Origin of the sequence: Kribbella sp. NPDC049227, from assembly GCF_043197265.1 — a bacterium.
GTDB lineage: Bacteria > Actinomycetota > Actinomycetes > Propionibacteriales > Kribbellaceae > Kribbella.
Map to the genome: position 1 here is coordinate 310,968 of NZ_JBICST010000003.1, position 24,508 is coordinate 335,475.

The window sequence follows — 24,508 nt, forward strand, 5'->3', positions numbered from 1 at the left end:
GTCGGGCCGTCGAGGCTCATCGAGAGACGGCTCCTGCGCGGAGCCACTGGGGGATCAGAGTTTGTCGCGGATCGGATTTCTGGCCGGAGTCTTCGACCTGTTCCACGTCGGGCACCTCGACGTGCTCGGACGGGCCGGGCAGGGCTGTGACCGGCTGGTCGTGGGTGTACTGACTGACGAGTGGGCGATGGACGCGTGGGGTGCGCGGCCGTACGTGCCGCTGCCGGAGCGCATCCAGATCGTCGAGCACCTGCGCTGCGTCGACGAGGTGGTTGTGGTGGACGGCGTACGGTCCGACTGGCTGACCGGCGTAGTAGGGGTACAGACCGTGTTCGCTGCGAGTGGTACCGACGGCGTGCTCGGCGTGGACGAACTCGACGGGATACCGGGCGAGCTGGTCAGCGTCCTGCCGGCCGGTCGCGGATCCCGCAGCCCGATCCTGCGCGCCGCCATCGATCAGCGGCAGTCGCGCAGTTCCGTCGCATGACCGCCCTGGGTGAGGTCGTCGGTCAGCTCTCCCGGGCCCAGAAGCCGTCGGCGGGGACACCGGCGTACTCGCGCTTCGTCAACCGGCGGATCGGCCGGGTCTTCGCAGCTGCGGCGTTCCTCGGCCGGCGTACGCCGAACCAGGTGAGCCTCGCGTCCGGCTTCTGCTCGTTGATCGGCATCGTGCTGGTCGCGACGGTCCGCCCGTCGCTCGGGCTCGCGCTGATCGTGACCGCGCTGCTGGTGCTCGGGTACGGCCTCGACTCCGCGGACGGCCAGCTGGCCCGGCTGCGCGGTGGCGGATCGCCGCTGGGCGAGTGGCTGGATCACATGATCGACGCGGTCAAGATCGTCCTGCTGCACAGTGCGGTACTCATCTCGTTCTACCGTTTCGATGCCTTCAGCAATGAGTCGCTGCTGCTGATCCCGCTCGGCTATGTCTGCATGTCGTCGGTGCTGTTCTTCGGGCTGATCCTGATCGACCAGCTGCGCCGGCGCCACGGCGCGACGCAGCAGCCCAACCAGCGCGGCGACTCGGTGGTCAAGTCGTTGCTCATCGCACCGACCGACTACGGCGTGCTCTGCCTGGTGTTCCTCGCCTTCGGCAGCCCGTCGCTGTTCATCGTGCTGTACGGCGCCCTGCTCGCGGCGAACCTGGTGTTCCTGGCGGCCGCGATCGCCAAGTGGTACCGGGAGATGGCCAGCCTGCAGCCGGGGGTGGGCTGATGGGGATCGTCGGCTACGCGCCCGGTGTGTACGACATGTTCCACATCGGCCACCTGAACATCCTGCGCCGGGCCCGGGAGCACTGCGACCACCTGATCGCCGGTGTGGTCGAGGACGACGTGGTCGCGCGGATCAAGGGCCGGCCGCCGGTGGTCCCGCACGACGAGCGGATGGAGGTCGTCCGGGCGATCGGCCTGGTCGACGAGGTGGTCAGCGACTGGTCCAGCGATAAGTTCGAGATGTGGAAGCAACTCCGGTACGACGTCCTGTTCAAGGGCGACGACTGGAAGGGCACGGAGAAGGGGACCCGGCTGGAGCGGTTGCTCGGTGAGGTCGGTGCGTCGGTGCACTACTTCCCGTACACCGCGTCGACCTCGAGCACGGATCTGCGCAGGTTGCTGGAGGGGATGGGCTGATGCCGACCCGGCCGAAGGTCCTGCTCAGCGCGTACGCGTGCCGGCCCAAGGGCGGGTCGGAGCCGGGGGCCGGCTGGGCCTGGGCGAAGGCCGCGGCGCGTGACCACGACGTCTGGCTGCTCACCCGGGGCAAGTTCGCCCACGAGATCGCCGAGGAGCTCGCGATCCGGCCGGTGCCGGCGTTGACCGTCGTACCGCTGGAGCTGCCGAAGTGGGTCCTGCGGCTGCGTCGCCGCCCGGCCGACGTTTACTGGTACTACCCGCTGTGGCAGGGCCTGGCCCGGCGTACGGCGCGGCGGTTGCATGCGGAGCACTCGTTCGACGTGATCCACCACCTGACGTTCGCGGTCGACTGGATGCAGGCGGGCGTCGTCGAGGAGTCGTCCGCGAAGGTGATCTGGGGACCGGTCGGCGGATCGACCACCGCGCCGCTGTCGATGGCGCACTGGCTCGGGCCGCGTGGCTTGGTGGCCGAGCTGGTACGGCGTACCTACACCGGCATCCGGCGTCGCCTCACCGGCCGGAAGCTGGCCCAGAAGGCCGACCTGATGGTTGCCCAGAACAAGGATGTGGCCGAGACCTTCCGCCCGTACGCGCGCGAGATCGTCGTGCAGCCGAACGTCGCGATCCGCCGGTTCACCGCGTCCGGGCCGTACGAACCGTTCGGTGCGCCCGGGGTGAAGACCGCGCTCTTCGTCGGCCGGCTGATCCCGTGGAAAGGCGTGTTGCTCGGGATCAGCGCGCTGGCGCGTCCCGAGGCGGCGAACTGGGAGCTGCGGATCATCGGCGACGGTCCGGACTGGGGGCGCGCCGAGCACCTCGCGGAAGAGCTGGGCGTTCGCGACCGGGTCGAGTTCATGGGTCAGCTCCCGCGCGAGGACGTACTGGCAGCGATGTTCCGCGCCGACGCCTTGCTCGCACCGGCCCTCCGCGAGGCCGCCGGCTGGGCCGTGACAGAAGCCCTGGCGTCCGGCTGCCCAGTCGTCTGCCTGGACCGCGGCGGCCCGTCGGTCATCGTCGGCCCGGAAGATGGCGCCGTCGTCTCCTGGCGCGGCGACGTGGTCGGCGAGCTCGCCAAGGGCCTCGCGTCCCTGCATGGCCGCATTACTCCGGTCGACCGGTGGGGCCCAGACCGCCTCCCCGATCTCCTGGCCGAGTGGTACGCCCCGGCCCGCGTTTCGTCCTAGGTCGTGTCTGGTAATCCCGCGCCGTAGCGAGCAGGTGCTCGGTGCGGTGCATCGGCGTGCTGGAGCGAAGGTCTCGATGCGGAGCATCGTGGCCTTTGCGCCAGTGCGGCGAGGTGCCGTGCCGAGTGCCGCGCAGTAGGCGGGGGATTACCAGACACGGCCTAGTCCTGGGCGGTCTTACCCGGGAGCGCGAGCATGCGGTCGAGGGCCAGCTTGGCGTACTTCTCGGTGTCGGCATCGACCGTGATCGGGTTGACCACGTGGCCTGCGACCAGGTTCTCCAGCGCCCAGACGAAGTGCGGCAGATCGATCCGGTTCATCGTCGCGCAGTAGCAGACCGTCTTGTCCAGGAACACGATGTTCTTGTCGGTGTGCTGCTTGGCCAGCCGCTGCACCAGGTTGAGCTCGGTGCCGACCGCCCACGACGTGCCGGGCTCGGCCGTCTCGAGGGTCTGGATGATGTACTCCGTCGAGCCGACGAGGTCGGCCTTCAACACGACGTCGTGCCGGCACTCCGGGTGCACGATCACATTCACGCCTGGGACGCGCGCCCGTACGTCGTCGACCGACGCGGCGGTGAACCGGCCGTGCACCGAGCAGTGCCCGCGCCACAGAATCATCTTCGCCGCGGCCAGTTGCTCACGCGTCAGCCCGCCACCCGGCTTGTGCGGGTCGTACACCACGCACTCGTCCAGCGAGATGCCCATCTTCAGTACGGCGGTGTTCCGCCCGAGGTGCTGGTCGGGCAGGAAGAGCACCTTCTCGCCCTGCTCGAACGCCCACTCGAGCGCGGTGTCGGCGTTGCTCGACGTACAGACTGCTCCACCTTTGCGGCCGCAGAACGCCTTGATGTCGGCGCTGGAGTTCATGTAGGTGACCGGCACGGTCACGTCCGCGACACCAGCGTCCGCGAGCGCGTCCCAGGCCGCCTCGACCTGCTGGATCCGGGCCATGTCCGCCATCGAGCAGCCGGCCGCAAGGTCCGGGAGGATCACGGTCTGCTGGTCGTTGGTGAGGATGTCGGCGGACTCGGCCATGAAGTGCACACCGCAGAACACGATGTACGGCGCGTCCGGCCGGGCCGCGGCGTCGCGGGCGAGCTTGAACGAGTCACCGGTGACGTCCGCGAACTGGATCACCTCGTCGCGCTGGTAGTGGTGCCCGAGCACGAACACCTGGTCGCCGAGGGTCGCCTTGGCCTTCAGTGCGCGCTCGACCAGGTCCGGGTCGGAGGCCGGCGGAAGGGCGCCGGGGCACTCGACTCCGCGCTCGGAATGGGGGTCGGTGCTCTGGCCCAGGAACAGCAGCGGGAGGGACTTCGGGCCGTCCGCGATCGTCGTCACGGCAATCATCGTGCCATGCTGTGTGCCCGTCGCCGCGTGGTGCACGTCACTGCCCAGACTGTGAAATCGGTACTCTCCGGTGGTGAAGATCGCAGGCCTCGTCCTCGCCGCCGGCGCCGGCCGCCGGATGGGCACGCCCAAAGCGCTGGTCCGCGACCCCGACGGCCTGGCGTGGGTGGTCCGGACCGCCCGCCTCCTGGCCGACTCCGGCTGTGCTCCGGTTCTGGTCGTCATCGGCGCCGCCGCCGACCAGGTCCGAGCGGTCCTGGCTGACGAGCCCGTCCAGGTGGTCGAGGCAACGAACTGGGACGAGGGGATGGGCGCCTCCCTCCGGGCAGGGTTGAAGGCGTCACCGCGGGATGTCGACGGAGTGGTCGTCGTACCGGTCGATGTCCCGGGCCTCACGGCAGCCGCGGTACGCCGCGTCACGGGAAGCCGCTCGGCGTTGGTCCGAGCGGTGTACGACGGCCAGCCCGGGCACCCGGTGTTCCTGGGCCGGGACCACTGGGACGGGATCATCGCAACTGCGCAGGGGGACAGCGGGGCTCGGGAGTATCTGAGGAAACATCAAGCAGAAAGGGCTGAATGTGCGGATGTCGCCGAGGGCGCTGACGTCGACACGGTGGACCAACTGCCGGATGGACATCTCGCCGACTGAGCCTTGGCAACGGTGTTGCGGCTGCGAGATGCTGAAAAGATGAACTTGTTCGGTTCCGCGGCAGAGCTCGCCGAGGGGCTGCGCGGAACCGGATATCTGGCCGGCGACGGCCTGGCCACGGTCGGGTACCTGGCGCTTGCCCTGCACCGGCCGTTGCTGCTCGAGGGCGAGCCCGGCACCGGCAAGACCTCCCTGGCCGCGGCGATCGCCGAAGCTCTCGACCTGCAGCTGATCCGGCTGCAGTGCTACGAAGGCATCGATGCGACCCAGGCGCTCTACGACTGGGACTTCCCCCGCCAGATCCTGCACCTGCGCACGGTCGAGGCGACCAGTTCGGACCCGGCCGTCGAAGAGGTCGAGAAGTCCCTGTTCGACGAGCGCTTCCTGCTCGCCCGCCCGGTGCTGCGCGCGCTCCGTGAGAGCCCGGCGGTGCTGCTGGTCGACGAGATCGACCGCGCGGACGACGAGTTCGAGGCGTTCCTGCTCGAGGTCCTGTCGACGTACGAGGTCACCATCCCCGAACTCGGCACGATCACTGCCGAGACCCCGCCGATCGTCGTCCTCACCTCGAACCGCACCCGCGAGGTCCACGACGCGCTGAAGCGCCGCTGCCTGTACCACTGGATCGACCACCCAGGCCTGGCCCGCGAGGTCGAGATCGTCCGCACCCGGCTGCCGGAGGTCTCGCACCGGCTGGCCGAGCAGGTGGCGCGCTCGGTGCAGCGGATGCGTGAGCTGGATCTGCTCAAGCCGCCCGGGGTCGCCGAGACCCTCGACTGGGCTCGCGCACTCGATGCCCTGGGCACCGAGATCCTCGACGTGGAGACCGCGGCGGCGACGTTGGGTGCCGTGCTCAAGTACCGCGAGGACACCGACCGGGTGCGCGAATCACTGGACCGATTGCTGGCGAGCTGAGGAGAGATGACCGCACCAGATCTCGCGTTGGCCGGCTTCGCGTCGGCGCTCCGGCACGCGGGGCTGGCAGTCACTTCCGATCGGGTGCACCTCTTCCTCCAAGCGGTCGCGACGCTCGACGCGGGCGTCGCCGCGGATGTCTACTGGGCCGGCCGCGCCGCACTGTGCACGGGACCCGACGACACCGCCCGGTACGACGAGGTGTTCGCCGCCTGGTTCTCCGGAGAACGGTCGAACGGCGCGGCCCGGCGTACGACCGAGCAGTCCTCGGTTCAGGCTGCCCTCGAGGTGGACGACAGTGCGGGAAGCCAGGACGGCGACCAGTCGTCGAACGCCTCCGCGAGTACGACGGAAGTCCTCCGGCACCGCGACGTCGCCGAACTGTCCGCGGCTGATCGGGCCCGGCTGAACCGCCTGTTCGGGTCCCTGCGTCCGCGGATCCCGGTACGTCGTACTGTCCGGCGACGTCCGTCGCATCGCGGCGACATCGATCCACGGCGGACGCTCCGGGCCCAACTGCGGCAGGTCGGCGAGCCCGCCCGCGTCCACTACCGCCGCCGCGGCACCCGACCGCGCCGGGTCGTCGTACTGGTCGATGTCTCCGGTTCGATGCGCCCGTACGCCGACAGCCTGTTGCGGCTCGCGCACACGATGGTCCAACGCGCTCCACGGTCGGTCGAGGTGTTCACGATCGGGACCCGGTTGACCCGGGTGACTCCGGCGTTGCGCCGAGGCGATGCGGAGTCCGCGTTGCGGTCGGCGGGGAGCGTCGTACCGGACTGGTCGGGTGGCACCCGGCTCGGTGAAGTGCTCAAGGTGTTTCTCGACCGCTGGGGCCAGCGAGGGATGGCGCGCCGGTCGATCGTGGTGGTGTGCAGCGACGGTTGGGAACGCGGCGACACCACGTTGCTCGGTGCGCAGGTGCAGCGGCTGGCCGCGCTGGCGCATCGGGTGGTCTGGCTGAATCCGCATCGCGGCAAGCCCGGATACCTGCCTGTGCAGACCGGGATCGTTGCGGTGCTACCCCATCTGGACGAACTCGTCGCGGGGCACAGCCTGGCCAGTTTTGCTGATCTCCTGGAGGTGGTTGCCGATGCGTGATGTGCTCGAGCGATTGATGGATTGGTGGCGCGCGGGCGAGTCGGTTGCCGTGGGCACTGTTGTCGCGACGTTCTCGTCGGCGCCGCGGTCGCCGGGTGCGGTGATGCTGGTCGGGCCTGACGGCGAGGCGGTCGGCAGCGTGTCGGGAGGCTGCGTCGAGGGCGCGGTCTACCAGTTGGGCGAGGAGATCCTCGAGTCCGGCGAGTCGATGCTGCAGCGGTACGGCGTGAGCGACGAGTCGGCGTTCGCCGTCGGGCTCACGTGTGGCGGGATCATCGACATCTTCGTCGAGCGGGTCGATCGCTCGTCGTACCCCGAGCTGGGGGAGGTGGCGGCCGACGTCGAGGCCGGGCGGCCGGTGGCGGTGGCGACTGTGATCGCGCATCCCGATCCGGCCAGGGTCGGTCGCCGGATGGTGGTGCGCCCGGTCGGTCAGCCGATCGCGGGGACGCTCGGGTCGTCGCGAGCCGACGACGCGGTGGCCGACGACGCGCGCGGGCTGTTGGCGAGCGGGCGGACGGAGACGTTGGAGTACGGGCCGGACGGGCAACGGCGCGGCGAGGGGATGCGGGTGTTCGTGTCGTCGCACGCGCCGGTGCCGCGGCTGTTGGTGTTCGGTGCGATCGACTTCGCCGCGGCGGTGGCGAAGCTCGGATCGTTCCTGGGGTATCGGGTGACGGTGTGCGATGCGCGGGCGGTGTTCGCGACGGCGTCGCGGTTCCCGTCGGCCGACGAGGTGATCGTCGACTGGCCGCATCGCTTCCTGAAGGCCGAGGCCGAGGCCGGGCGGATCGACGGACGGACCGTCATCTGTGTGCTGACCCACGACCCGAAGTTCGACGTACCGCTGCTGGAGGTGGCGTTGCGGTTGCCGCCGCTCGCCTACATCGGGGCGATGGGCTCGCGGCGGACTCACGACGACCGCGTTAAGCGGCTGCTCGAGGCGGGTCTGACCGAGGAGGAGCTGGCCAGGCTGGCGAGCCCGATCGGTCTCGACCTCGGCGGTCGGACGCCGGAGGAGACCGCCATCAGCATCGCGGCCGAGATCATCGCCCTGCGCTGGGGCGGTGCCGGCGACCGGCTGTCGACGGTGGCAGGGCCGATTCACCATTGAACATCTCTTGTGGTGGACATCACAGGAGAGCAGGATCGAACGGACGACTTTGCTCACTTCTGGAGGCGGGGCGATGACCCGGATCACGGTGAAGGTCGACGGAAGCAGCTTCACGGACGAAGTGGAGCCGCGCACGCTGCTCGTGCACTACCTGCGCGAGCAACTGGGGAAGACAGGGACCGTGGTCGGCTGTGACACCGGCAACTGCGGCGCCTGCACGGTTCACCTGGACGGCCGGAGTGTGAAGTCCTGCTCGGTGTTCGCGGTCCAGGCCGACGGGCACGAGGTGACGACGATCGAGGGTCTCGCGGCCAACGGGCAGTTGCATCCGATGCAGCAGGCCTTCCACGAGAACCACGCGTTGCAGTGCGGCTACTGCACGCCAGGAATGATCATGCAGTCCATCGATCTGCTGGCCGACAATCCGGACCCGTCCGAGGACGACGTCCGGCTCGGGCTCGAAGGCAACCTCTGCCGGTGCACCGGCTACCAGAACATCGTCAAGGCCGTCCGCGCCGCCGCCGCTGCGGGAGGTGCGCAATGACGACCACCGAGGCACGCCCGGCCGCAGAGGTCGGCAACCCGCGCTTGCGCAAGGAGGACGCCCGCCTCGTCACCGGCCGGACGCGCTGGACCGACAACATCGTGCTTCCGGGCATGTTGCACCTGGCAATGGTCCGCAGCCCGTTCGCGCATGCGCGGATCACCGCGATCGACACCGAGGCCGCTCGGGCCTCCACCGGTGTGGTCGCCGTACTGACCGGGGCCGACATCGCCGACGAACAGGGCGCGTTGCCGAACGCCTGGGCGATCGTCCCGGAGCAGAAGGCACCGGTGCACCCGTCGATGGCGGTCGACCACGTCGCGTTCGCCGGCGAGATCGTTGCCATGGTGGTGGCCAGGAACGCGGCCGAGGCGAACGACGCCGCCGACCTGATCGACGTCGACTACGAGGAACTGCCGCCGGTCCTCGACCTGCGCCAGGCCGCGACCGACTCGTCGCTCGCGCACCCGGATCTGGGCACGAACGTGTCGGCGGTGTGGTCGTTCGACTCGGCCTCGGCCGGCACCGGTGGCGACGTCGAGGCCGCGATCGCGGCCGCCCGCGACGGCGGAATCGTGATCGAGAAGGAGATCCGCCAGCAGCGGCTGATCCCGGCGTTCATGGAACCGCGGTCGATCGTCGTCGATCCGACGCCCGAACAGATGACGGTGTGGTCGTCGACCCAGGTACCGCACTTCGTCAAGATCTTCATCGCGCTCGTGCTCGGCATCCCGGAGAGCAAGATCCGGGTGATCGCGCCGGACGTCGGCGGCGGATTCGGCGGCAAGCTCCAGTTCACGCCCGAGGAAGTGCTCACCGTCATCGCGGCCCGGCGGACCGGAAAGCCCTGTAAATACAGCGAATCCCGGTCGGAGTCGCTGATGGCCGCCCACCACGGCCGGGACCAGTGGCAGAAGCTGACGCTGGCCGCGACCAACGACGGCGACGTGACCGGTCTCAAGGTCGAACTGCTGGCCGACATGGGTGCCTACCTCGGCCTGGTCACGTCGGCGATCCCGTTGCTCGGCGCCTTCATGTACAACGGCATCTACAAGTTCCCGTCGTACCACCTGAAGTGCACGAACGTCTTCACGAACAAGACCTGGACCGACGCCTACCGCGGCGCAGGCCGGCCGGAGGCGACGTTCGCGGTCGAGCGGCTGATGGACGAGCTGGCCGCGAAGGTCGGGGTCGACCCGCTGGCGATCCGGGAGCGGAACTGGATCAAGCACGGGGAGTTCCCGTTCGCGACGGTGGCCGGGCTGAAGTACGACTCCGGCAACTACGAGGCCGCGACCGCGAAGGCCCGCGAGCTCTTCCGGTACGACGAGTTGCGCGCCGAACAGCTGAAGCGGCGCGAGTCCGGTGACCCGGTCCAGCTCGGCATCGGCGTCTCGACGTACACCGAGATGTGCGGGCTGGCGCCGTCGCGCTGGCTCGGCTCGATGGGGTACGTCGGTGGTGGCTGGGAGCACGCGTCGATCCGGATGCTGCCGACCGGCAAGGTCGAGGTCATCACCGGGACGAGTCCGCACGGGCAAGGACACGAGACCGCGTGGAGCCAGATCGTCGCCGACCGGCTCGGTGTCGGCTTCGAGGACATCGAAGTACTGCACGGTGACACGCAGGTCGCGCCGCGCGGCCTGGACACCTACGGCTCGCGGTCGCTGGCGGTCGGTGGGATGGCGGTGCTCGCCGCGGCCGACCGGGTGATCGAGAAGGCCAAGCCGATCGCCGCGCAGTTGCTGGAGGCAAACGTCGACGACCTCGAGTTCACGGGCGGCCGGTACGGCGTACGCGGGACCGAGTCGGGGATGACGATGGCCGAGCTCGCGTTCGCGGTCTTCCAGGGGCACAAGCTCGACGGCTCCGCGGAAGGTTGCCTGGATGCCGACGCGACGCTGGATCCGGAGGACTTCTCCTTCCCGCACGGTACGCATCTGTGCGCGGTCGAGGTCGACACCGAGACCGGTGGCACCACGATCCGGTCGTACGTGAGCGTCGACGACGTCGGGGTTGTCGTCAATCCGATGATCGTCGAGGGCCAGGTCCACGGCGGGCTGGCGCAGGGCATCGCGCAGGCGCTCTTCGAGGAGGCCGTACACGACGAGACCGGCACCCTGGTGAGCGGGTCCTTCGTCGAGTACCTGGTCCCGTCGTCGGCCGATCTGCCGTCGTTCACCACGGCCCGGACCGAGACTCCGTCGACGACGAACCAACTCGGCGTGAAGGGCGTCGGCGAGGCGGGCACGATCGCCTCGACCCCGGCTGTCGTCAATGCGATTGTCGACGCCGTCCGCCACCTCGGCGTGTCGGACGTGCCGATGCCCTGTACGCCGTACCGGGTCTGGAAGGCCTTGCAGGAAGGGGCGCGGTCATGATCCCGGCAGCTTTCGAGTACTTCACGCCGTCGACCGTCGACGAGGCGGTCGCGCTGCTGCGGGAGCAGCCCGACGCGAAGGTGCTGGCCGGTGGCCAGAGCCTGATGCCGGTCCTGCGGCTACGCCTCGCGGCGCCCGAGACGATTGTCGACATCGGGCGGATCGGCGAACTGCAGGGCGTCCGCGACGACGGCGACGCGCTGGTGATCGGTGCGATGACCCCGCACAGCACGGTGCAGGCCGATCCGCTGGTCGGGGAGCACGCCCGGCTGGTGTCGTTGGCGACGGCAACGATCGCTGATCCGCAGGTGCGGCACCGCGGTACGTTCGGCGGTTCGCTGGCGCATGCCGATCCGGCCGGGGACCTGCCGGCCGTGGCGGTTGCCCTCGACGCGTCGTTCGTGATCGCCGGCCCGGACGGCCGACGTACCGTTGCCGCTGCCGACTTCTTCCAGGGCGTGTTCAGTACGACGCTCGCCGAGGACGAACTGCTGGTCGAGGTGCGGGTGCCCAAGTACACCGGCTGGGGCGCGCACTACGAGAAGTTCAACCGGGTCGCGCAGCAATGGTCGATCGTGGCCGTGGCGGCCGCGGTCCGGCTGGACGGGGACTCCATCGCGGAGGCGCGAGTCGGGCTCACCAACATGGGCTCGACGCCGATCCGGGCGAGCGCGGTCGAGGCCGCGCTGGTCGGCGGGCCTGCGACCCCGGAGGCCGTGCGCGAGGCCGCGGCCCGGGCGGCCGACGGGACGTCTCCGGTCTCCGACCTCAATGGTGATGCCGACTATCGGCGGCATCTCGCGTCGGTGCTGACGCGGCGTGCGGTGCTCGCGGCGGCGGGGACCGGATGAAGCTCGAGCACAAGTTCGTCGTACCGGCTCCCGTCGACGAGGCATGGGTCGCGTTCAACGACCTCGGAAGGGTGGTGCCGTGTTTTCCCGGCGCCACCCTGACGTCGGCCGAGGGTGACGAGTTCACCGGCTCCTGCAAGGTGAAGCTGGGGCCGGTGTCACTCCAGTACTCCGGCAACGGCACGTTCGTCGAGCGCGACGAGTCCGACCATCACGCCGTGATCGAGGCCAAGGGCAAGGACCGCCGCGGCAACGGCACGGCCAGCGTCCGGGTCGTCGCCCGCCTGACCGCGGCCGACGCCACGTCGACCCAGGTCACCGTGGACACCGACCTGACCATCACCGGCCGCCCCGCCCAGTTCGGCCGAGGCCTCATCCAAGAAGTCTCCGACCGCCTCCTGGACCAATTCACCACCTGCCTCACCACAACCCTCCAAACCCCCACCACCCCCGCGGCGCCCGCCCCTTCCACCAACCCCGCGGCTCCGGCAGCGTCCGCCCCTTCCAGCACCCCCGCGACCCCGCCGGCGTCCGCTCCTTCCACCACCCCGGCGACTCCGCCGGCGTCCGCCCCTTCCACCACCCCGGCGACTCCGGCGGCGTCCGCTCCCTCCACCACCCCGGCGACTCCGGCGGCGTCCGCTCCCTCCACCGAACCCGCTGCCCAGGCCCAGCCCGCCGGCCCAGCCCAACCCGCGGGCTCAGCCCGGCCTGCGGGCTCAGCCCAGCCCGCAGGCTCAGCGCGCGCCGCCGGGGCCGGCCAGCCGGGCAGCACCGATCAACCCGCCAGCACGGGGCAGCCCGCTGCCGCGGCAGCACCCGCCGCCGGCACCGCCGCATCCTCCGCGACTGCGCGTGGTGGCGGCCCGGTGTCTGCCTCCGGCTCGGCGTCCGACGCGACGTCCGCGTCGCCGTCAGACAGCACCTCTGCGTCGGCGTCCGGCGCCGCTTCCGAGCCGGTGGAGCTCAATCTGGTCACGACGATGCTCCCGGTGCTGGCTCGCCGCGCTCGCCCCTACCTCATCGGGGCAGTTGTCGCTCTACTGCTTCGCCGCCTGTTCCGCCGCTGACCGGTCACGGCTGCTCGGGGGTGGGTGGGCCGCCGGGCGGCCACTCGACCAGCTCGATGCGGTAGCCGTCGGGGTCTGTCACCCACGACGTCTTCGGACCGTCCTGACCTCCTGGCAACTCGACAGCGCCAGGATCGAGACCAGCGGCGGTCAGCCGGTCGACGGTTGCGGTCAGCGACTCGACCTCGATGGCGAAGTGGGCGAACCCGCCGACGACGACCGGTCCGTCCGCCGGGCGGTGGACCAGCTCGAGCGACACGGCCGACTCATCGGGCAGCTTCAGCCACACCAGGCTCGACCCGTCGTCGAACGGCACCGTGCCCAGCTCGGCGTACCCCACACCCCGGTAGAAGGCGAGCGAACGCTCGAGGTCACCCACGCGCAACGCGAAGAGGATTGTCTTCATGTTGACGATCCAACTGACGGCACCCGCGCACGTCAACGCACGCGGTGGGAGAGGATGTCGGCATGCGAGTGCTGATTGCGCCGGACAAGTTCGCGGGCACGCTGACGGCCGTCGAGGCGGCCGCGGCGATCGAGGAAGGGTGGCGGCGGCGGGATCCGCAGGCCGAGGTGCTGGTCGCACCGATGGCCGACGGCGGTCCCGGGTTCATCGACGTGCTGTCCGCCGTCGTCGACGGGACGCTCCTGTCCGTCACCGTCCGCGGCCCGCTGGGCGACGACACCCCGGCGACCGTGCTCCTCGCGGGCGAAACGGCGTACGTCGAGACTGCGCAGGCGTGCGGCCTGCACCTGGTGGAGCCGAAGCAGCGCCGGCCCGAGGACGCGACGACGTACGGCGTGGGTCAGCTGATCGCGGCCGCGGTCGAGGCCGGTGCGAAGCGGATCATCCTCGGACTCGGCGGCTCCGGGACGAACGACGCGGGCGCCGGACTGCTGGCGGCCCTCGGTGCAACCGCGACCGGAGGCCGCCTCGACGGCGGCGCCACCGGGCTCGCGGAGCTGACCGCCGTGGACCTGGAGCCGGCCCGGGAGCGGGTGGCCGGGATCGAGTTCGTCGCGGCGAGTGACGTGGAGAACCCGATGCTCGGTCTGCGCGGAGCGACCAACATCTTCGGCACCCAGAAGGGCATCACCGACGAACGCAAGCCGGCGGTCGACGGCTGGCTGACCAGGTTCGCCGAGCTGGCCGGCCGGAAGACCGCCGACCAGAAGGGCGCCGGCGCCGCCGGCGGTCTCGGCTACGCGCTGTTACTCCTCGGCGCCGAGCGGATCTCCGGCATCGACCTGGTCGCCGACCTGACCGGCCTGAAGGAGAAGGCGTCGAGGGTCGACCTGGTGCTGAGCGGTGAGGGCGCGTTCGACTTCCAGTCCCGCGACGGGAAGGTGATCGCCGGCGTCGCGAAGGTCGCGAACGACGCCATGCGCCCGTGCGTCGTTCTGGCCGGCAAGGTCCAGATCGGCTCCCGCGAGATGCGCACGATGGGTGTCGAGTCGGCGTACTCGCTGGTCGACGCGGTGGGGGAGGAGCGCGCCTTCGCCGACCCGCACGGCTCCCTGGCGGCGGTTGCGGAGCGTGTCGCCCGGACCTGGGCCCGCTGATCACCTGCGACCGGGGTTGTTGATCCTGGAAATTGGTGTGCGACCATGGGAATGGTTCCGGATCGGCGCTTGTTGGTCCGAAATGACAGCGGACTTTCCGCGCGCGGCTGCCTGCCCACACGGTAGCCGGGCGCTCACGAGATGACTGGAGTCAGGAATGACTGAAGCGCAGACCGAGCAGACCGTCGCCACGGGTGTTCTCCTCACCGACGGGGCCGCCGCCAAGGTGAAGGCGCTGCTCGAGCAGGAAGGCCGCGACGACCTCGCGCTGCGGGTCGCCGTGCAGCCGGGTGGCTGCTCCGGGCTTCGGTACCAGCTGTTCTTCGACGAGCGTCAGCTCGACGGTGACGTGGTGGCCGACTTCGGCGGCGTGAATGTGGTGACGGACCGGATGAGCGCGCCGTACCTGAAGGGCGCCTCGATCGACTTCGTCGACACGATCGAGAAGCAGGGCTTTACGATCGACAACCCGAACGCCACCGGCTCCTGCGCCTGCGGCGACTCGTTCAACTGAGCCTCCTCGAAGCCCCCGGCACCTGTTGGTGCCGGGGGCTTCGTCGTGCCCGGACCCGGTCGGCGACACGCCGCCTGACCTGCGCAGTCGTGGGGTCCCTCAGTGCGCGGGTGCGCCTTCGCGGGCGCGCTTCGGCAGCAGCCAGGTGACGGCGAGGCTGATCAGGAACATCCCGATCGCGACCAGCACCGCGGTTTTGGTGGCGCCGAGGAACGCATGCGCCGGAAGCAGCTGGAAGAAGATCGTGCCGATCACCGCGACCCCGATCGCACCGCCGAACTGCTGCATCGCGGTCAGTACGCCGGACGCCGAGCCCGCCGCCTGGTCGTCGATCGACGCCAGGATGATGTCGAACAGCGGGGCGAACACCAGTCCGGCGCCGATACCGGTCGCGAGGGTTGCCGGGACCAGGTTCCAGATCGTGGTGGCATCGCCGTACGTGTGCAGGGTGAGCCACACGCCGCCCATCGCCAGAGTCATCACCGCGACCCCGAGCTGCAGTGCCTTGCGGCCGAACTTCGGTGCGAGCAGGCCGCCGGACAGCGGCGCTCCGATCGCGATGCCGAGCGAGAACGGCACCATCGCAAGGCCGGCCTTCAGTGGGCTGTAGTGCAGACCGAGCTGGGTGAAGAGGTTGAAGACCAGCGTGAAGCCGGACATCGCGAGGAAGAACGTGGTGATGACGGCTAGGCCGGCGACGTACCCGCGGCTGCGGAACAGCGACGGGTCGATGACCGGGTTGCCGGAGCGGCGCTCACGCCAGCCGAACAGCGCGAACACCCCGATGGACGCGACCATCATCGCGATCGACCAGGCCGGCCAGCCGAGCTCGCGGCCCTGGACCAGCGGGTAGATCAGCAGCCCGGACGCCAGGCTGACCAGTACGACGCCTGCGGTGTCGAGCCGGGACGCGCCGGGTGTCTTCACCTCGGGCATGAACCGGAGCCCGCCGACCAGGGCGGCGATGCCGATCGGAACGTTGATGAAGAAAATCATCCGCCAGCCGGCGTCGAACCAGTTCGCGTCGATCAGCACACCGGCGAGGATCGGGCCCGCGACTGCAGACAATCCCATCACCGGACCGAACATCGCGAACGCCTTACCGATCTCTTCCGCCGGGAAGACCGCCTTCAGGATCGCGAACCCCTGCGGGATCATCACCGCGCCGAGCAGTCCCTGTGCGACCCGGCTGCCGATCAGCAGTTCCGGTGAGGTGGCGAACCCGCAGACCGCGGACGCGACGGTGAAGCCGATCGCTCCGATCAGGAACAGCCGCCGGCGACCGACCAGATCGCCGAGCCGGCCGAAGCTGATCAGACCGATCGCGAAGGCGAGCGTGTAGCCGGCGAGCATCCACTGCATTGCGGACTCGGACCCACCGAGCTCGGCCCGGATCGACGGCGCCGCAATGTTGACAATCGTCGCGTCGACAAGATCCATGATCTCCGCGATCAACACGGTCGCGAGCACGATCCAGCGCCACCTGTACGGCGTACCGCTCGTCGTCTTGCCTGTTGTCGGGCTGGCGGTGCCAGGTGCCGTCTTGGCGGTGGCCTGGTTGTCGGTGCCGGTGCCGGTGCCGGTGCCGGTGCCGGTCGCGGCGGTGGCCGTGGCGGTTGCGGCGGTCTGGGTGGCCGGTGGCTCCGGTGGGGTGGTGGTTGAGGTGCTCATCGGTGGCTCCTGGAGTACGTGGCGCGAACGGTGTTCGTTAACGAACACTGTTCTACTCACGAACACTGTTCCTGTCAAGTACGGTGTTCGCTACAGTGGTCCCATGACCCAGTCGCCCTGGCAGCCGATCAGCCCCGCGAAGCCGACCCGCACCCCGAAGGAACCGCTCACCCGGGACCGGATCGTCGACGCGGCCATGCGCCTACTCGTCGACCAGGGGTACGACGCCGTCTCGATGCGCAAGGTCGCCCAGGTCCTCGGCACCGGACCCGCCTCGCTCTACGCCCACGTCGCCAACAAGAAGGAACTCGACCAACTCCTCGTCGACCGCGCGGCCTCGGACATGCGGCTCCCGGAGAAAGCGGATCCGGAGCGCTGGCAGGAGCAGTTGAAGGACGCGATGCGCGAGATGCTCCGCGTGATGCGCGCCAACCCCGGCGTCGCCCGAGCCGCGATCGGTCAGGTCCCACTGGGGGAGCAGGCCATGCTCAGCACCGAACGGTTCCTGGCCATCCTCAAGGCCGGGAATCTTCCCGACCAGGCCGCCGCCTGGGCGGTCGACCTGATCCCGCTCTACGTCACCGCGATCGCCTTCGAGGAGTCCGTCCAGGGCGCCTGGGCCTGGACCCCCGAAGACATCGAAGGTTTCGTCGGCGGCCTGCGCACGTACTTCGAGTCCCTCCCGGCCGACCGCTTCCCCTTCACCCTCGCCCTGGCCGGCGCCCTCACCTCCGGCGCCACCGGCGACGAACGCTTCGAATTCGGCATCACCGTCATCACCGCCGGCCTCGCCGCCTTGGCCGAGAAGCGCTGATCTGCGGGCGGGGCCAGGCGGTCGCGGCGGGCGGCCCAGGCTGGCGGCCCAGGCGGGCAGGTTCAGGTGGGCGGGTTCAGGTGGGCGGTGCTGGCGGGCCGACCGGGTCAGGCGATGCGATCGTGGTCGGGGTGGACCGTGCCGGTGTGCGGTTCGATCCAGGCTTTGATCCGGGCCCAGGAGTTGCGCCAGTTCTCCAGTGCGGCGTCGCGGGCGCCGGCCGGATCCCGCGCCTCGAGGGCGGCCAGTATCCGGGTGTGCTCCTCGAAGGCTTCCTTGCGGATCTGTTCGTCGCGGAACGCCGCCCGCTCGATCCTGCGCAGCTCGACCTTGACCAGTTCGAGGAAGCTCATCAGCACCGGGTTGCCGGCGGCGAGGTAGTAGACGTCGTGGAACTCTTCGTCGAGTTGCTGCACCCGGCCGACATCGGCGCCGGCCATCTCGTCGAGCATCTCGCGCATCCGGGCCAACGCATCGTCGTCGAGTGAGCCGGCCGCGGTCTCGGCGGCGTACGCATCCAGTACGCCGCCGAGTTCGTAAAGGTGTACGGCGCGGCCGAACTGCAGATCGGCGACGCGCGTGCTGCGGCCGCGCGCGATGTCCACGAGGCCTTCCTGGGACAACCGGATCAGCGCCTCGCGAACAGGGGTCCGGCTGACCCCGAGCATCGAGGCGACCTCCAGGTCGCGGATGTTCTCGCCTGGCTCGAGCGGCCCGTTGACGATCCAGTCCTTCAGTCGCTCGTACGCGATGTCCTGGGCGTTGACCCGCGTCGGCATCTTGTCGCCGCCTGGCAACGGCATCTCGGCCCGCCCCTCACAGTTGATGACGCTCGATATGCAGCATATCTGTCACCGCCAACCGGGCGGCAGGACGGATCGCGCGATGCTCACGTGAGCCGCTGTCCAGCCGCCGGCGACACACTGGTTCACCTGGACCCGGGCAGCGGCGCCGAGCAGTTCGTACGCCTCGACCCTGGTCAACCGGTGACCGGTGTGCAGCCGCTCGATCAGGTCCGTGAAGGCGTGCCGCAGGTTCGTCTCCAGCGGCGCACCGAACTCGCACCCGATCGATCCGATCGTCGCGGCGGTGTCGAGCCGAGGCGTGACCGGCTCGTCCTCGCCTTTGAGAACGTCGACGGTGATGTGCACGTCGGCGTTGGTTTCGAGGGCCGTACCGGTGATCTCGGCGTCACCCATCGAGGCGTGCACGTCCCCGAGAGACAGGAGCGCTCCGGGGACGTTCACGGGCAGCAGTACCGTCGATCCCACCGTGACGCTGGGACAGTCGACGTTGCCGCCGTGACCTGGGCCGAACTCCAGCGAACTCGCCGATCCGGCGGCGGGCGCGGTCGCGATCGAGCCGACCATAGGGCGGACCGGCAGCAGCAGGTCGCCGACCCCGGTCGGGAAGACCACCGTGTCTCCATCGATCCGGCAGATCCGCGTGTCCGGCAATCCGTTCTCGAGTGGACTCCAGTGCCCGCCGCACACACCCTTGGAGTCGCCGGTGACAAGCGTCGCGGCGTACGGCGCCAGCGTGCCGAGCTCGATCCGATCGATCCGTACGGCGAGCCGGTCGCCGGGCTCGGCGCCGTCGACGAAGATCGGCCCGGTCACCGGGTTGTAGTGCCCGATCAGGTCCATCAGATCCTGCTCGCGGCCGAACACCTGCTCGGCGGAGGAGACCTTGTTGGAGAAGCAGTCGTAGGTCTCGACCACGAGCGACGTCCCCGGACTCACCCGGACAGCCGGAGTCGTCGCGGCATCGAAGGCGAACGCGTGCGCGGTCCGGGGCACCCGAACGACGGTCATCACGCACCACCGCCGAAGACGATCCGTCCGGCGCTCATCGTCAGTACCGGCCGCGCCTCGGCGATCCGGTCGGCAGGCAGCGTCCACGGGTCGTTGTCCAGGGCCACTAGGTCGGCGTCGTACCCGACGGCGATCCGGCCACGGCGCGCGGCTGCACCGGCGGCGACGGCTCCGGCCCTGGTGGCACAGGCGATCGCCTCCGTCAGCGTGATGCACTGCTCCGGCTGGAAGGTCCGGCCATCGGCGCCGGTCCGGGTCACAGCGAGCTGAACCGCGACGAGTGGATCGGTGTCGCGCTGGTCCACCCGCAGCCCGAGCCGCCGGTCGGAGCCGAAGGTCACGACGGCGCCGGCGTTCAGCAGACTGCGGTACGGACTGATCCCGCGACCGAACTCCTCGTCGCCGCGGGCGGTCAAGATTGGGCCTTGGGCAACGATCTCCCAGGGCTGTGCCTCGATCGCGACGCCCAGCGCGGCGAAGCGGGCGAGGTCCTCAGGCTGGATCCGGCGAGCATGGATCACGCGATGCGGCGGCAACGACGTACCGGCCCGGGACGGTAGTCCGGCCAGGATGTCGAGGGCCTCGGCGACGCCGAGGTCGCCCATCGCGTGGATCGACAGCGCGGCGCCGAGGGCATCCGCACGCTTCCCGAGCCGACCGGCCTCATCGGTGCCGGGGTAGCGGAACGAGTCGATCCGCGGTCCGCCGGGCTGTGAGTACCAGCCGTTGTCGAGCGACATCTTGAACCCGCCGAACGAGATCAGCGGCGAGCTCGGTTCGACCGTGGCGAAGTCGTCGACCCGCCAGATCGACGGCCGGAAGCTGTAGCGCACTGGCAGTTCGCCGGCCAGCGAGTCGATCAGGCCGACGTCGGTGAAGGAGCGTTCGAGGTGGATCGCTGTCCGGCGATCCTCCACCGGGTACGTCGCGATGTCGTGCACCTCGGTGATGCCGCGCTGGGACAGGTCGGCGAGTAAATCGCGCAGCTCGGCCAGCCGTCTCGCCCGATTCGGCGGTGGTACGACGCCCGCCGCCAGGCGGCTCCACACAGCGGTGCCCCGGAGTACGCCGGTCGGCCGGCCGTCGTCGTACCGCTCGATCCGGCCGCCGGCGGGATCGGGGGTGTCCGAGGTGATCCGCGACCTCTCGAGCGCGAGGCTGTTCAGCAATGCCGTGCTGTGGTCGAGGCTCCGGAGGAACAGTGGGCGGCCGTCGGTGGCACGGTCGAGTTCGTCGAGGGTTGGGAGGTCACGGTCAGGCAGTGTCGCCGGGAGCCAGTCGCCACCGGTCACCCAGTCGCCGGGGGTGATCCGCGAAGCCACGGTCCGCAGGCTCTCCAGTGCGTCGTCGTGGCTGGTCGTGTCCGACCAGTTCACGGTCCAGCGATCCTCCGCACTCCAGCCGAGGTGGGTGTGGCTGTCGACGAAGCCGGGGAGCAGCGTCGCACCGTCCAACTCGATGACCTGGGTCGCGGCCGGCGCGGGCTCGCCGGGCCGGCCGATCGCTGTGATCCGGCCACCGTCGACCGCGATCCACACCGCTTCCGCGGTGTCGTCCGGTGCCCACGGCCCGGCCGGAATTCTTGCCTGGTGCAACAACGTGTCAACCATGGAGATCCTCGATCCTCGGCGGCTGGGCGTAGACGTCCGGTCGGTCGTGCTCGAGTGATCTGAGCTCGTCGCGCCGGGCCCGGATCACGGTCGGGTCGAGGTCGACGCTGAGTACAGCAGGGGAGTCGTCCGCGTGAGCGATCACCGTCCCCCACGGGTCGATCACCAGGCTGTGCCCGTACGCCGTGAACCCGGTGGCGTCGGCCCCGATCTGGGCGGGCGCCAGCACGTAACAGAGGTTCTCGATCGCACGCGCCCGGAGCAAGGCCTCCCAGTGCGCCGGTCCGGTGTACGCCGAGAAGTTCGCGGGCACCGTCAACACCGTCGCACCGGCCTTCGCCAGACCTCGATACAACGCGGGGAACCGCAGGTCGTAGCAGATACTGAGCCCCAGCGTGACGTCGCCGGCGCCGACGACAACGGTGTCGTCACCGGCGACGGTGAACGCGGCCTCGTCGTCGGCCGGTTCGCCCGGCCGGTCCAGCCGGAACAGATGGACCTTCCGGTACCGCGCCACGATCCGGCCGTCACGGTCGAACACGAGGCAGCTGTTGTGGGCGCGCTGGGCGTCGCCCGATGCGGTCCAGACCCCGCCGAGGACCAAGCGGAGGTCGAGGTCACGGGCGAGACCGGCCAGTCGCCCGATCGCCGGTCCGTCCTCGGCTTCGACGTACCGGGGATCGAACGGGCCGCGGTAGATGCTTGCCTCGGGCAACACCGCCAGTGAGCTGCCGTTCTCGGCCGCGGTCCGCAGAGCCTTCTCGATCGCGTCCAGATTGGCGTCCCGGTCCGAGCCGGAGCCGAGCTGGACGACACTCACTCTCATGACGCCACCACCGCCGGCTTCGGCGCGATGGCGTACGGGATGCACAGCGGACTGCCGGTCCGCGGGTCGGGGATCACGTCGGACTCGAGACCGAACACATCCCTCACCATCGTGCAGGTCAGCACCTCCTCCGGCCGGCCGTTCGCATAGACGCTGCCGTCGCGGACCGCGACCATCCGATCCGAGTACGCCGCCGCCTGGTTGAGGTCGTGCAGCACCATCAGGATCGTCGTACCGTGCTCCCGGTTCAGCCGCCGGAGCAGCTCCATCAGCTCCAGCTGGTATGCGACGTCGAGGAACGTGGTGGGCTCGTCCAGCAGGATGATGCTGGTGTCCTGAGCGAGCGCCATCGCGATCCAGGCGCGCTGTCGTTGTCCACCGGAGAGTCGTTCGAGCGGGCGGTGCGCGAGGTCGGACATCCCGGTCTGCTCGAGCGCCCACGCCACCGTGCGCCGATCCTCGTCGGACTTGATGCCGAGGAACTGCCGATGGGGATACCGGCCGTGCTCGACGAGATCCATCACCGTCATGCCCTCCGGCGCGGTCGGGCCTTGCGGCAGGATCGCGAGCTGCTGGGCCAAGGCCCGGGACGAGATCGCGGCAATCTCCTTGCCGTCCAGCAGTACCCGGCCCGACCGCGCGTCGAGCAGCCGGCCGATGCAGCGCAGCAAGGTGCTCTTGCCGCAGCCGTTGCGACCGACCAGGCTGGTGACCGCGCCTTCCTCGATCTCGATGCTCAGGTCGGGGATCACCACCAACGGGCCGTAGCTGAGCCGCAGGTTCTCGGTGCGGAGCCGAGCGGGCGGATGATCAGTCATGCGTGCAGTCCCTTCCGGAGCTGGAGCAGGAAGTACGGTGCCCCGAGCACCGCGGTGAACAGTCCGACCGGGATCTCCGCCGGCGGCAGGATCGCGCGGCCGAGAGCGTCGGCGACCACCACGAGCAGCGCGCCGACGCAGGCCGACGCTGGGATCAGGAGGCGGTGGCCGGGTCCGACGAGGCGGCGGCACAGGTGGGGGGCGAGCAATCCGACGAAGGCGATCGTGCCGCCGACCGCGACTGCGGATCCGGCCAGCGCGACGGCGATGGCCAGCAGTCCGAGCTTGAGTGCCTCCAGCCGGGAGCCGAGGGCACGCGGTACGTCGTCGCCGAGGCCGAGCAGGTTGAGCTGGTCGGCCAGGAACCAGGCCAGTGGGATGAGCACCAGAGTCCATGGAGCGACCTGTTCGACGTGGATCCAGGTCCGGCCCCAGAGGCTGCCCGTCAGCCAGCGCAGCGCGGCCTGCACGTCACCGGTGAAGGACGTGGTGACGATGATCAACTGGATCAGCGCCAGCGACAGCCCGCCGAACGCGACGCCGATCAGCGCCAACCGGCCGGGGTTGACGATGCCGTCCCGCCTGGACAAGAGGTACGTCGTACCGCCAGCCACCGCGGCACCGGCGAACGCGGCAGCCGGCACCTGCCAGATTGCAGCGGCGCTACTGGAGAAGCTCAGTACGAGCAGTGCGGCGAGTCCTGCTCCGCCATTCACGCCGATCACCGCGGGAGACGCCAGCGGGTTGCGGGTGACTGCCTGCAGGATGACACCGGACACCGCGAGGCCCGCGCCGACGCAGAGGCCGACCAGGATCCGCGGCAGCCGGAATCCGATCACGATCCGGTGATCGGCGATCGTGCCGGTCCCGGTCAGCGCCCGGAGGATCCGGCTGAGGTCGATCTGTACGGCGCCGATACCGATACTGATCACCGACGCGACGACTACCAGGACGAGCAACCCCACGACGATCAGCCGGCGCCGGTAGCCGACCCTTCGCAGGATCATTGCCGATGGCAACACTTCGGTCAGGACTGTCATACGACACCCCTTCCGCGCCGGGCCAGATAGATGAAGTACGGCGTGCCGAGCACCGCTGTCAGTACACCGACCGGGACTTCGGTGCTGGGGACAACGATCCGGCTGACGACATCCGCGGTGACCAGCAGCGCCCCGCCGTACACGATGCTGAATCCGAACACCCGCAAGTACGACGTACCGACGGACCAGCGCGCCATGTGCGGAACGAGCAACCCGACCATCGCGATCGGCCCGGCCACCGCTACGGCGGCACCGGCCAGCACGACGACGAGCGCCAGTGCCTGCAGCCGGACCCGCTCGACCGGCAGGCCGAGTCCACGGGCGATGTCGTCGCCGAGCGAGAGCACTGTCACCGACTTCGCCAGCAGGAACGCGCAGCCGAGGCCGATGATGCTGTAGGGCAGGAGAGTTCGGACGCCGGCCCAACTCGCGCCGTCGACTCCACCGACCAGGTAGCGCAGGAGGAACTGCACCGCGTTGTCGTTGAGCACGACGACACTCATCACCAGCGCGTTCGCGAGGAGCGCTACTGTCACGCCCGCGAGGGCCACCCGTCCCGGTGTCATGTCGACGCCGGCGACGATCACGAACACCAGCCCGGCCGCGGCCGCTGCCCCGGCGAAGGCGACGAACGGCATCAGGCTGATCCCGCCGAGGCTGAACGCCGTGGCCCCGAGGGTGTAGGTCACCAGCGCCACCGCGAGCGCGGCGCCGGCATTCACGCCGATGATCGACGGCTCCACGATCGGGTTGCGGGTGACGCCTTGGATCAGCGCGCCGGCGACCGCAAGGCCGGCGCCGATCAGCAACGCCAGCACGGTCCGTGGGAGCCGGAGGCTCTGCACGGCGGCCGTGAGTTGCGGATCGGCGTGGCCGGTGAGCGCCTGCACGACCTGGCCTGGGGACGCTGTGCCGTTGCTGCCCACCATCAGGCTGAGTGCGCAGGCGACCAGCAGGACGAGTACGCCGGCGGTGAGGGGGATACGGAGCGGCCGGATGCGATCGGCCGCTTCGCGTGGCGGGGTTGCAGTGGTGGTCTGCATCGG

25 protein-coding genes are annotated in these 24,508 nt (G+C 69.8%); 15 read left to right on the forward strand and 10 right to left on the reverse strand.

Features of this window, described 5'->3' with window-relative positions:
• Positions 1-61: 61 nt before the first annotated feature.
• Genes ACGFH6_RS13820 through ACGFH6_RS13835 form a run of 4 tightly spaced genes read left to right on the forward strand, consistent with a single transcriptional unit; the run spans position 62 to position 2,815 of the window.
• Positions 62-487, forward strand: a complete 426-nt coding sequence (locus ACGFH6_RS13820) for an adenylyltransferase/cytidyltransferase family protein (protein WP_393383512.1) — start codon at positions 62-64, stop codon at positions 485-487.
• On the forward strand, positions 484-1,212 hold the full coding sequence (locus ACGFH6_RS13825; RefSeq protein ID WP_393383514.1) for a CDP-alcohol phosphatidyltransferase family protein: 729 nt from the start codon (positions 484-486) through the stop codon (positions 1,210-1,212). The genes ACGFH6_RS13820 and ACGFH6_RS13825 overlap by 4 nt, the downstream gene beginning before the upstream one ends.
• Entirely contained in the window at positions 1,212-1,628 is a 417-nt protein-coding gene (locus tag ACGFH6_RS13830) for an adenylyltransferase/cytidyltransferase family protein (RefSeq protein WP_131350933.1), read from the forward strand. Before ACGFH6_RS13825 ends, ACGFH6_RS13830 begins: the two co-directional genes overlap by 1 nt.
• Positions 1,628-2,815 carry a glycosyltransferase family 4 protein gene (locus ACGFH6_RS13835; protein WP_393383516.1) on the forward strand — a complete coding sequence of 396 codons (1,188 nt, stop codon included), beginning with the start codon at positions 1,628-1,630 and terminating at the stop codon, positions 2,813-2,815. The genes ACGFH6_RS13830 and ACGFH6_RS13835 overlap by 1 nt, the downstream gene beginning before the upstream one ends.
• A gap of 161 nt (positions 2,816-2,976) precedes the next feature.
• On the opposite strand, the gene nadA is transcribed toward ACGFH6_RS13835, so the two are convergent.
• Positions 2,977-4,167, reverse strand: coding sequence for a quinolinate synthase NadA (gene nadA, locus ACGFH6_RS13840; RefSeq protein WP_393383518.1), 1,191 nt, complete (start codon positions 4,165-4,167; stop codon positions 2,977-2,979).
• A gap of 73 nt (positions 4,168-4,240) precedes the next feature.
• Between nadA and ACGFH6_RS13845 the strand changes: the two genes are divergently transcribed.
• The 8 genes from ACGFH6_RS13845 (at position 4,241) to ACGFH6_RS13880 (ending at position 12,792) form a co-directional block, all read left to right on the forward strand.
• Positions 4,241-4,816 (forward strand): NTP transferase domain-containing protein, encoded by a 576-nt coding sequence (locus tag ACGFH6_RS13845; protein ID WP_393383520.1) that lies wholly within the window; start codon positions 4,241-4,243, stop codon positions 4,814-4,816.
• A 39-nt stretch (positions 4,817-4,855) separates the two neighbouring features.
• Positions 4,856-5,731, forward strand: a complete 876-nt coding sequence (locus ACGFH6_RS13850; protein ID WP_393383522.1) for an AAA family ATPase — start codon at positions 4,856-4,858, stop codon at positions 5,729-5,731.
• Between the two features lie 6 nt (positions 5,732-5,737).
• Entirely contained in the window at positions 5,738-6,832 is a 1,095-nt protein-coding gene (locus ACGFH6_RS13855) for a VWA domain-containing protein (protein WP_393383524.1), read from the forward strand.
• On the forward strand, positions 6,825-7,946 hold the full coding sequence (locus tag ACGFH6_RS13860) for an XdhC family protein (protein ID WP_393383525.1): 1,122 nt from the start codon (positions 6,825-6,827) through the stop codon (positions 7,944-7,946). The genes ACGFH6_RS13855 and ACGFH6_RS13860 overlap by 8 nt, the downstream gene beginning before the upstream one ends.
• 73 nt (positions 7,947-8,019) lie before the next feature.
• Positions 8,020-8,490 (forward strand): (2Fe-2S)-binding protein, encoded by a 471-nt coding sequence (locus tag ACGFH6_RS13865; RefSeq protein WP_360440022.1) that lies wholly within the window; start codon positions 8,020-8,022, stop codon positions 8,488-8,490.
• Positions 8,487-10,871, forward strand: coding sequence for a xanthine dehydrogenase family protein molybdopterin-binding subunit (locus ACGFH6_RS13870; RefSeq protein WP_393383527.1), 2,385 nt, complete (start codon positions 8,487-8,489; stop codon positions 10,869-10,871). Before ACGFH6_RS13865 ends, ACGFH6_RS13870 begins: the two co-directional genes overlap by 4 nt.
• Complete coding sequence (locus ACGFH6_RS13875; protein ID WP_393383529.1) at positions 10,868-11,722, forward strand: FAD binding domain-containing protein; 855 nt, start codon at positions 10,868-10,870, stop codon at positions 11,720-11,722. The genes ACGFH6_RS13870 and ACGFH6_RS13875 overlap by 4 nt, the downstream gene beginning before the upstream one ends.
• Entirely contained in the window at positions 11,719-12,792 is a 1,074-nt protein-coding gene (locus ACGFH6_RS13880) for an SRPBCC family protein (RefSeq protein ID WP_393383531.1), read from the forward strand. The genes ACGFH6_RS13875 and ACGFH6_RS13880 overlap by 4 nt, the downstream gene beginning before the upstream one ends.
• A gap of 4 nt (positions 12,793-12,796) precedes the next feature.
• Here ACGFH6_RS13880 and ACGFH6_RS13885 read toward each other — a convergent pair whose 3' ends face one another.
• Entirely contained in the window at positions 12,797-13,198 is a 402-nt protein-coding gene (locus ACGFH6_RS13885) for a VOC family protein (RefSeq protein ID WP_393383533.1), read from the reverse strand.
• Positions 13,199-13,260: 62 nt separating this feature from the next.
• On the opposite strand from ACGFH6_RS13885, the gene ACGFH6_RS13890 reads away from it, so the two are divergent.
• Positions 13,261-14,355 carry a glycerate kinase gene (locus ACGFH6_RS13890; RefSeq protein ID WP_393383535.1) on the forward strand — a complete coding sequence of 365 codons (1,095 nt, stop codon included), beginning with the start codon at positions 13,261-13,263 and terminating at the stop codon, positions 14,353-14,355.
• A 157-nt stretch (positions 14,356-14,512) separates the two neighbouring features.
• Positions 14,513-14,869 carry an iron-sulfur cluster assembly accessory protein gene (locus ACGFH6_RS13895; RefSeq protein WP_131514720.1) on the forward strand — a complete coding sequence of 119 codons (357 nt, stop codon included), beginning with the start codon at positions 14,513-14,515 and terminating at the stop codon, positions 14,867-14,869.
• 99 nt (positions 14,870-14,968) lie between these two features.
• Here ACGFH6_RS13895 and ACGFH6_RS13900 read toward each other — a convergent pair whose 3' ends face one another.
• Positions 14,969-16,540: a DHA2 family efflux MFS transporter permease subunit gene (locus tag ACGFH6_RS13900; protein ID WP_393383537.1), complete on the reverse strand. Its 1,572-nt coding sequence runs from the start codon at positions 16,538-16,540 to the stop codon at positions 14,969-14,971.
• 103 nt (positions 16,541-16,643) lie between these two features.
• Here ACGFH6_RS13900 and ACGFH6_RS13905 point away from each other — a divergent pair, with 103 nt between their 5' ends.
• On the forward strand, positions 16,644-17,354 hold the full coding sequence (locus ACGFH6_RS13905; RefSeq protein ID WP_393383539.1) for a TetR/AcrR family transcriptional regulator: 711 nt from the start codon (positions 16,644-16,646) through the stop codon (positions 17,352-17,354).
• Positions 17,355-17,461: 107 nt separating this feature from the next.
• Here the strand turns inward: ACGFH6_RS13905 and ACGFH6_RS13910 are convergent, their stop codons facing one another.
• The 7 genes from ACGFH6_RS13910 to ACGFH6_RS13940 are packed head-to-tail and all read right to left on the reverse strand — an operon-like array spanning position 17,462 to position 24,505.
• The gene (locus tag ACGFH6_RS13910; RefSeq protein ID WP_393383541.1) at positions 17,462-18,157 is read right to left on the reverse strand and encodes a GntR family transcriptional regulator; all 696 of its coding nucleotides are present in this window, start codon (positions 18,155-18,157) and stop codon (positions 17,462-17,464) included.
• Between the two features lie 48 nt (positions 18,158-18,205).
• On the reverse strand, positions 18,206-19,168 hold the full coding sequence (locus tag ACGFH6_RS13915; protein WP_393383543.1) for an acetamidase/formamidase family protein: 963 nt from the start codon (positions 19,166-19,168) through the stop codon (positions 18,206-18,208).
• Positions 19,168-20,778, reverse strand: a complete 1,611-nt coding sequence (locus tag ACGFH6_RS13920) for an amidohydrolase (RefSeq protein WP_393383544.1) — start codon at positions 20,776-20,778, stop codon at positions 19,168-19,170. Before ACGFH6_RS13920 ends, ACGFH6_RS13915 begins: the two co-directional genes overlap by 1 nt.
• Entirely contained in the window at positions 20,771-21,604 is an 834-nt protein-coding gene (locus ACGFH6_RS13925; RefSeq protein WP_393383545.1) for a carbon-nitrogen hydrolase family protein, read from the reverse strand. The genes ACGFH6_RS13920 and ACGFH6_RS13925 overlap by 8 nt, the downstream gene beginning before the upstream one ends.
• A complete protein-coding gene (locus ACGFH6_RS13930) occupies positions 21,601-22,422 on the reverse strand; it encodes an ABC transporter ATP-binding protein (protein ID WP_393383546.1) in 822 nt (273 codons plus the stop codon). Before ACGFH6_RS13930 ends, ACGFH6_RS13925 begins: the two co-directional genes overlap by 4 nt.
• Positions 22,419-23,462: a FecCD family ABC transporter permease gene (locus tag ACGFH6_RS13935; protein WP_393383548.1), complete on the reverse strand. Its 1,044-nt coding sequence runs from the start codon at positions 23,460-23,462 to the stop codon at positions 22,419-22,421. The genes ACGFH6_RS13930 and ACGFH6_RS13935 overlap by 4 nt, the downstream gene beginning before the upstream one ends.
• Positions 23,459-24,505 carry a FecCD family ABC transporter permease gene (locus ACGFH6_RS13940; RefSeq protein WP_393383550.1) on the reverse strand — a complete coding sequence of 349 codons (1,047 nt, stop codon included), beginning with the start codon at positions 24,503-24,505 and terminating at the stop codon, positions 23,459-23,461. The genes ACGFH6_RS13935 and ACGFH6_RS13940 overlap by 4 nt, the downstream gene beginning before the upstream one ends.
• Positions 24,506-24,508: the final 3 nt, after the last annotated feature.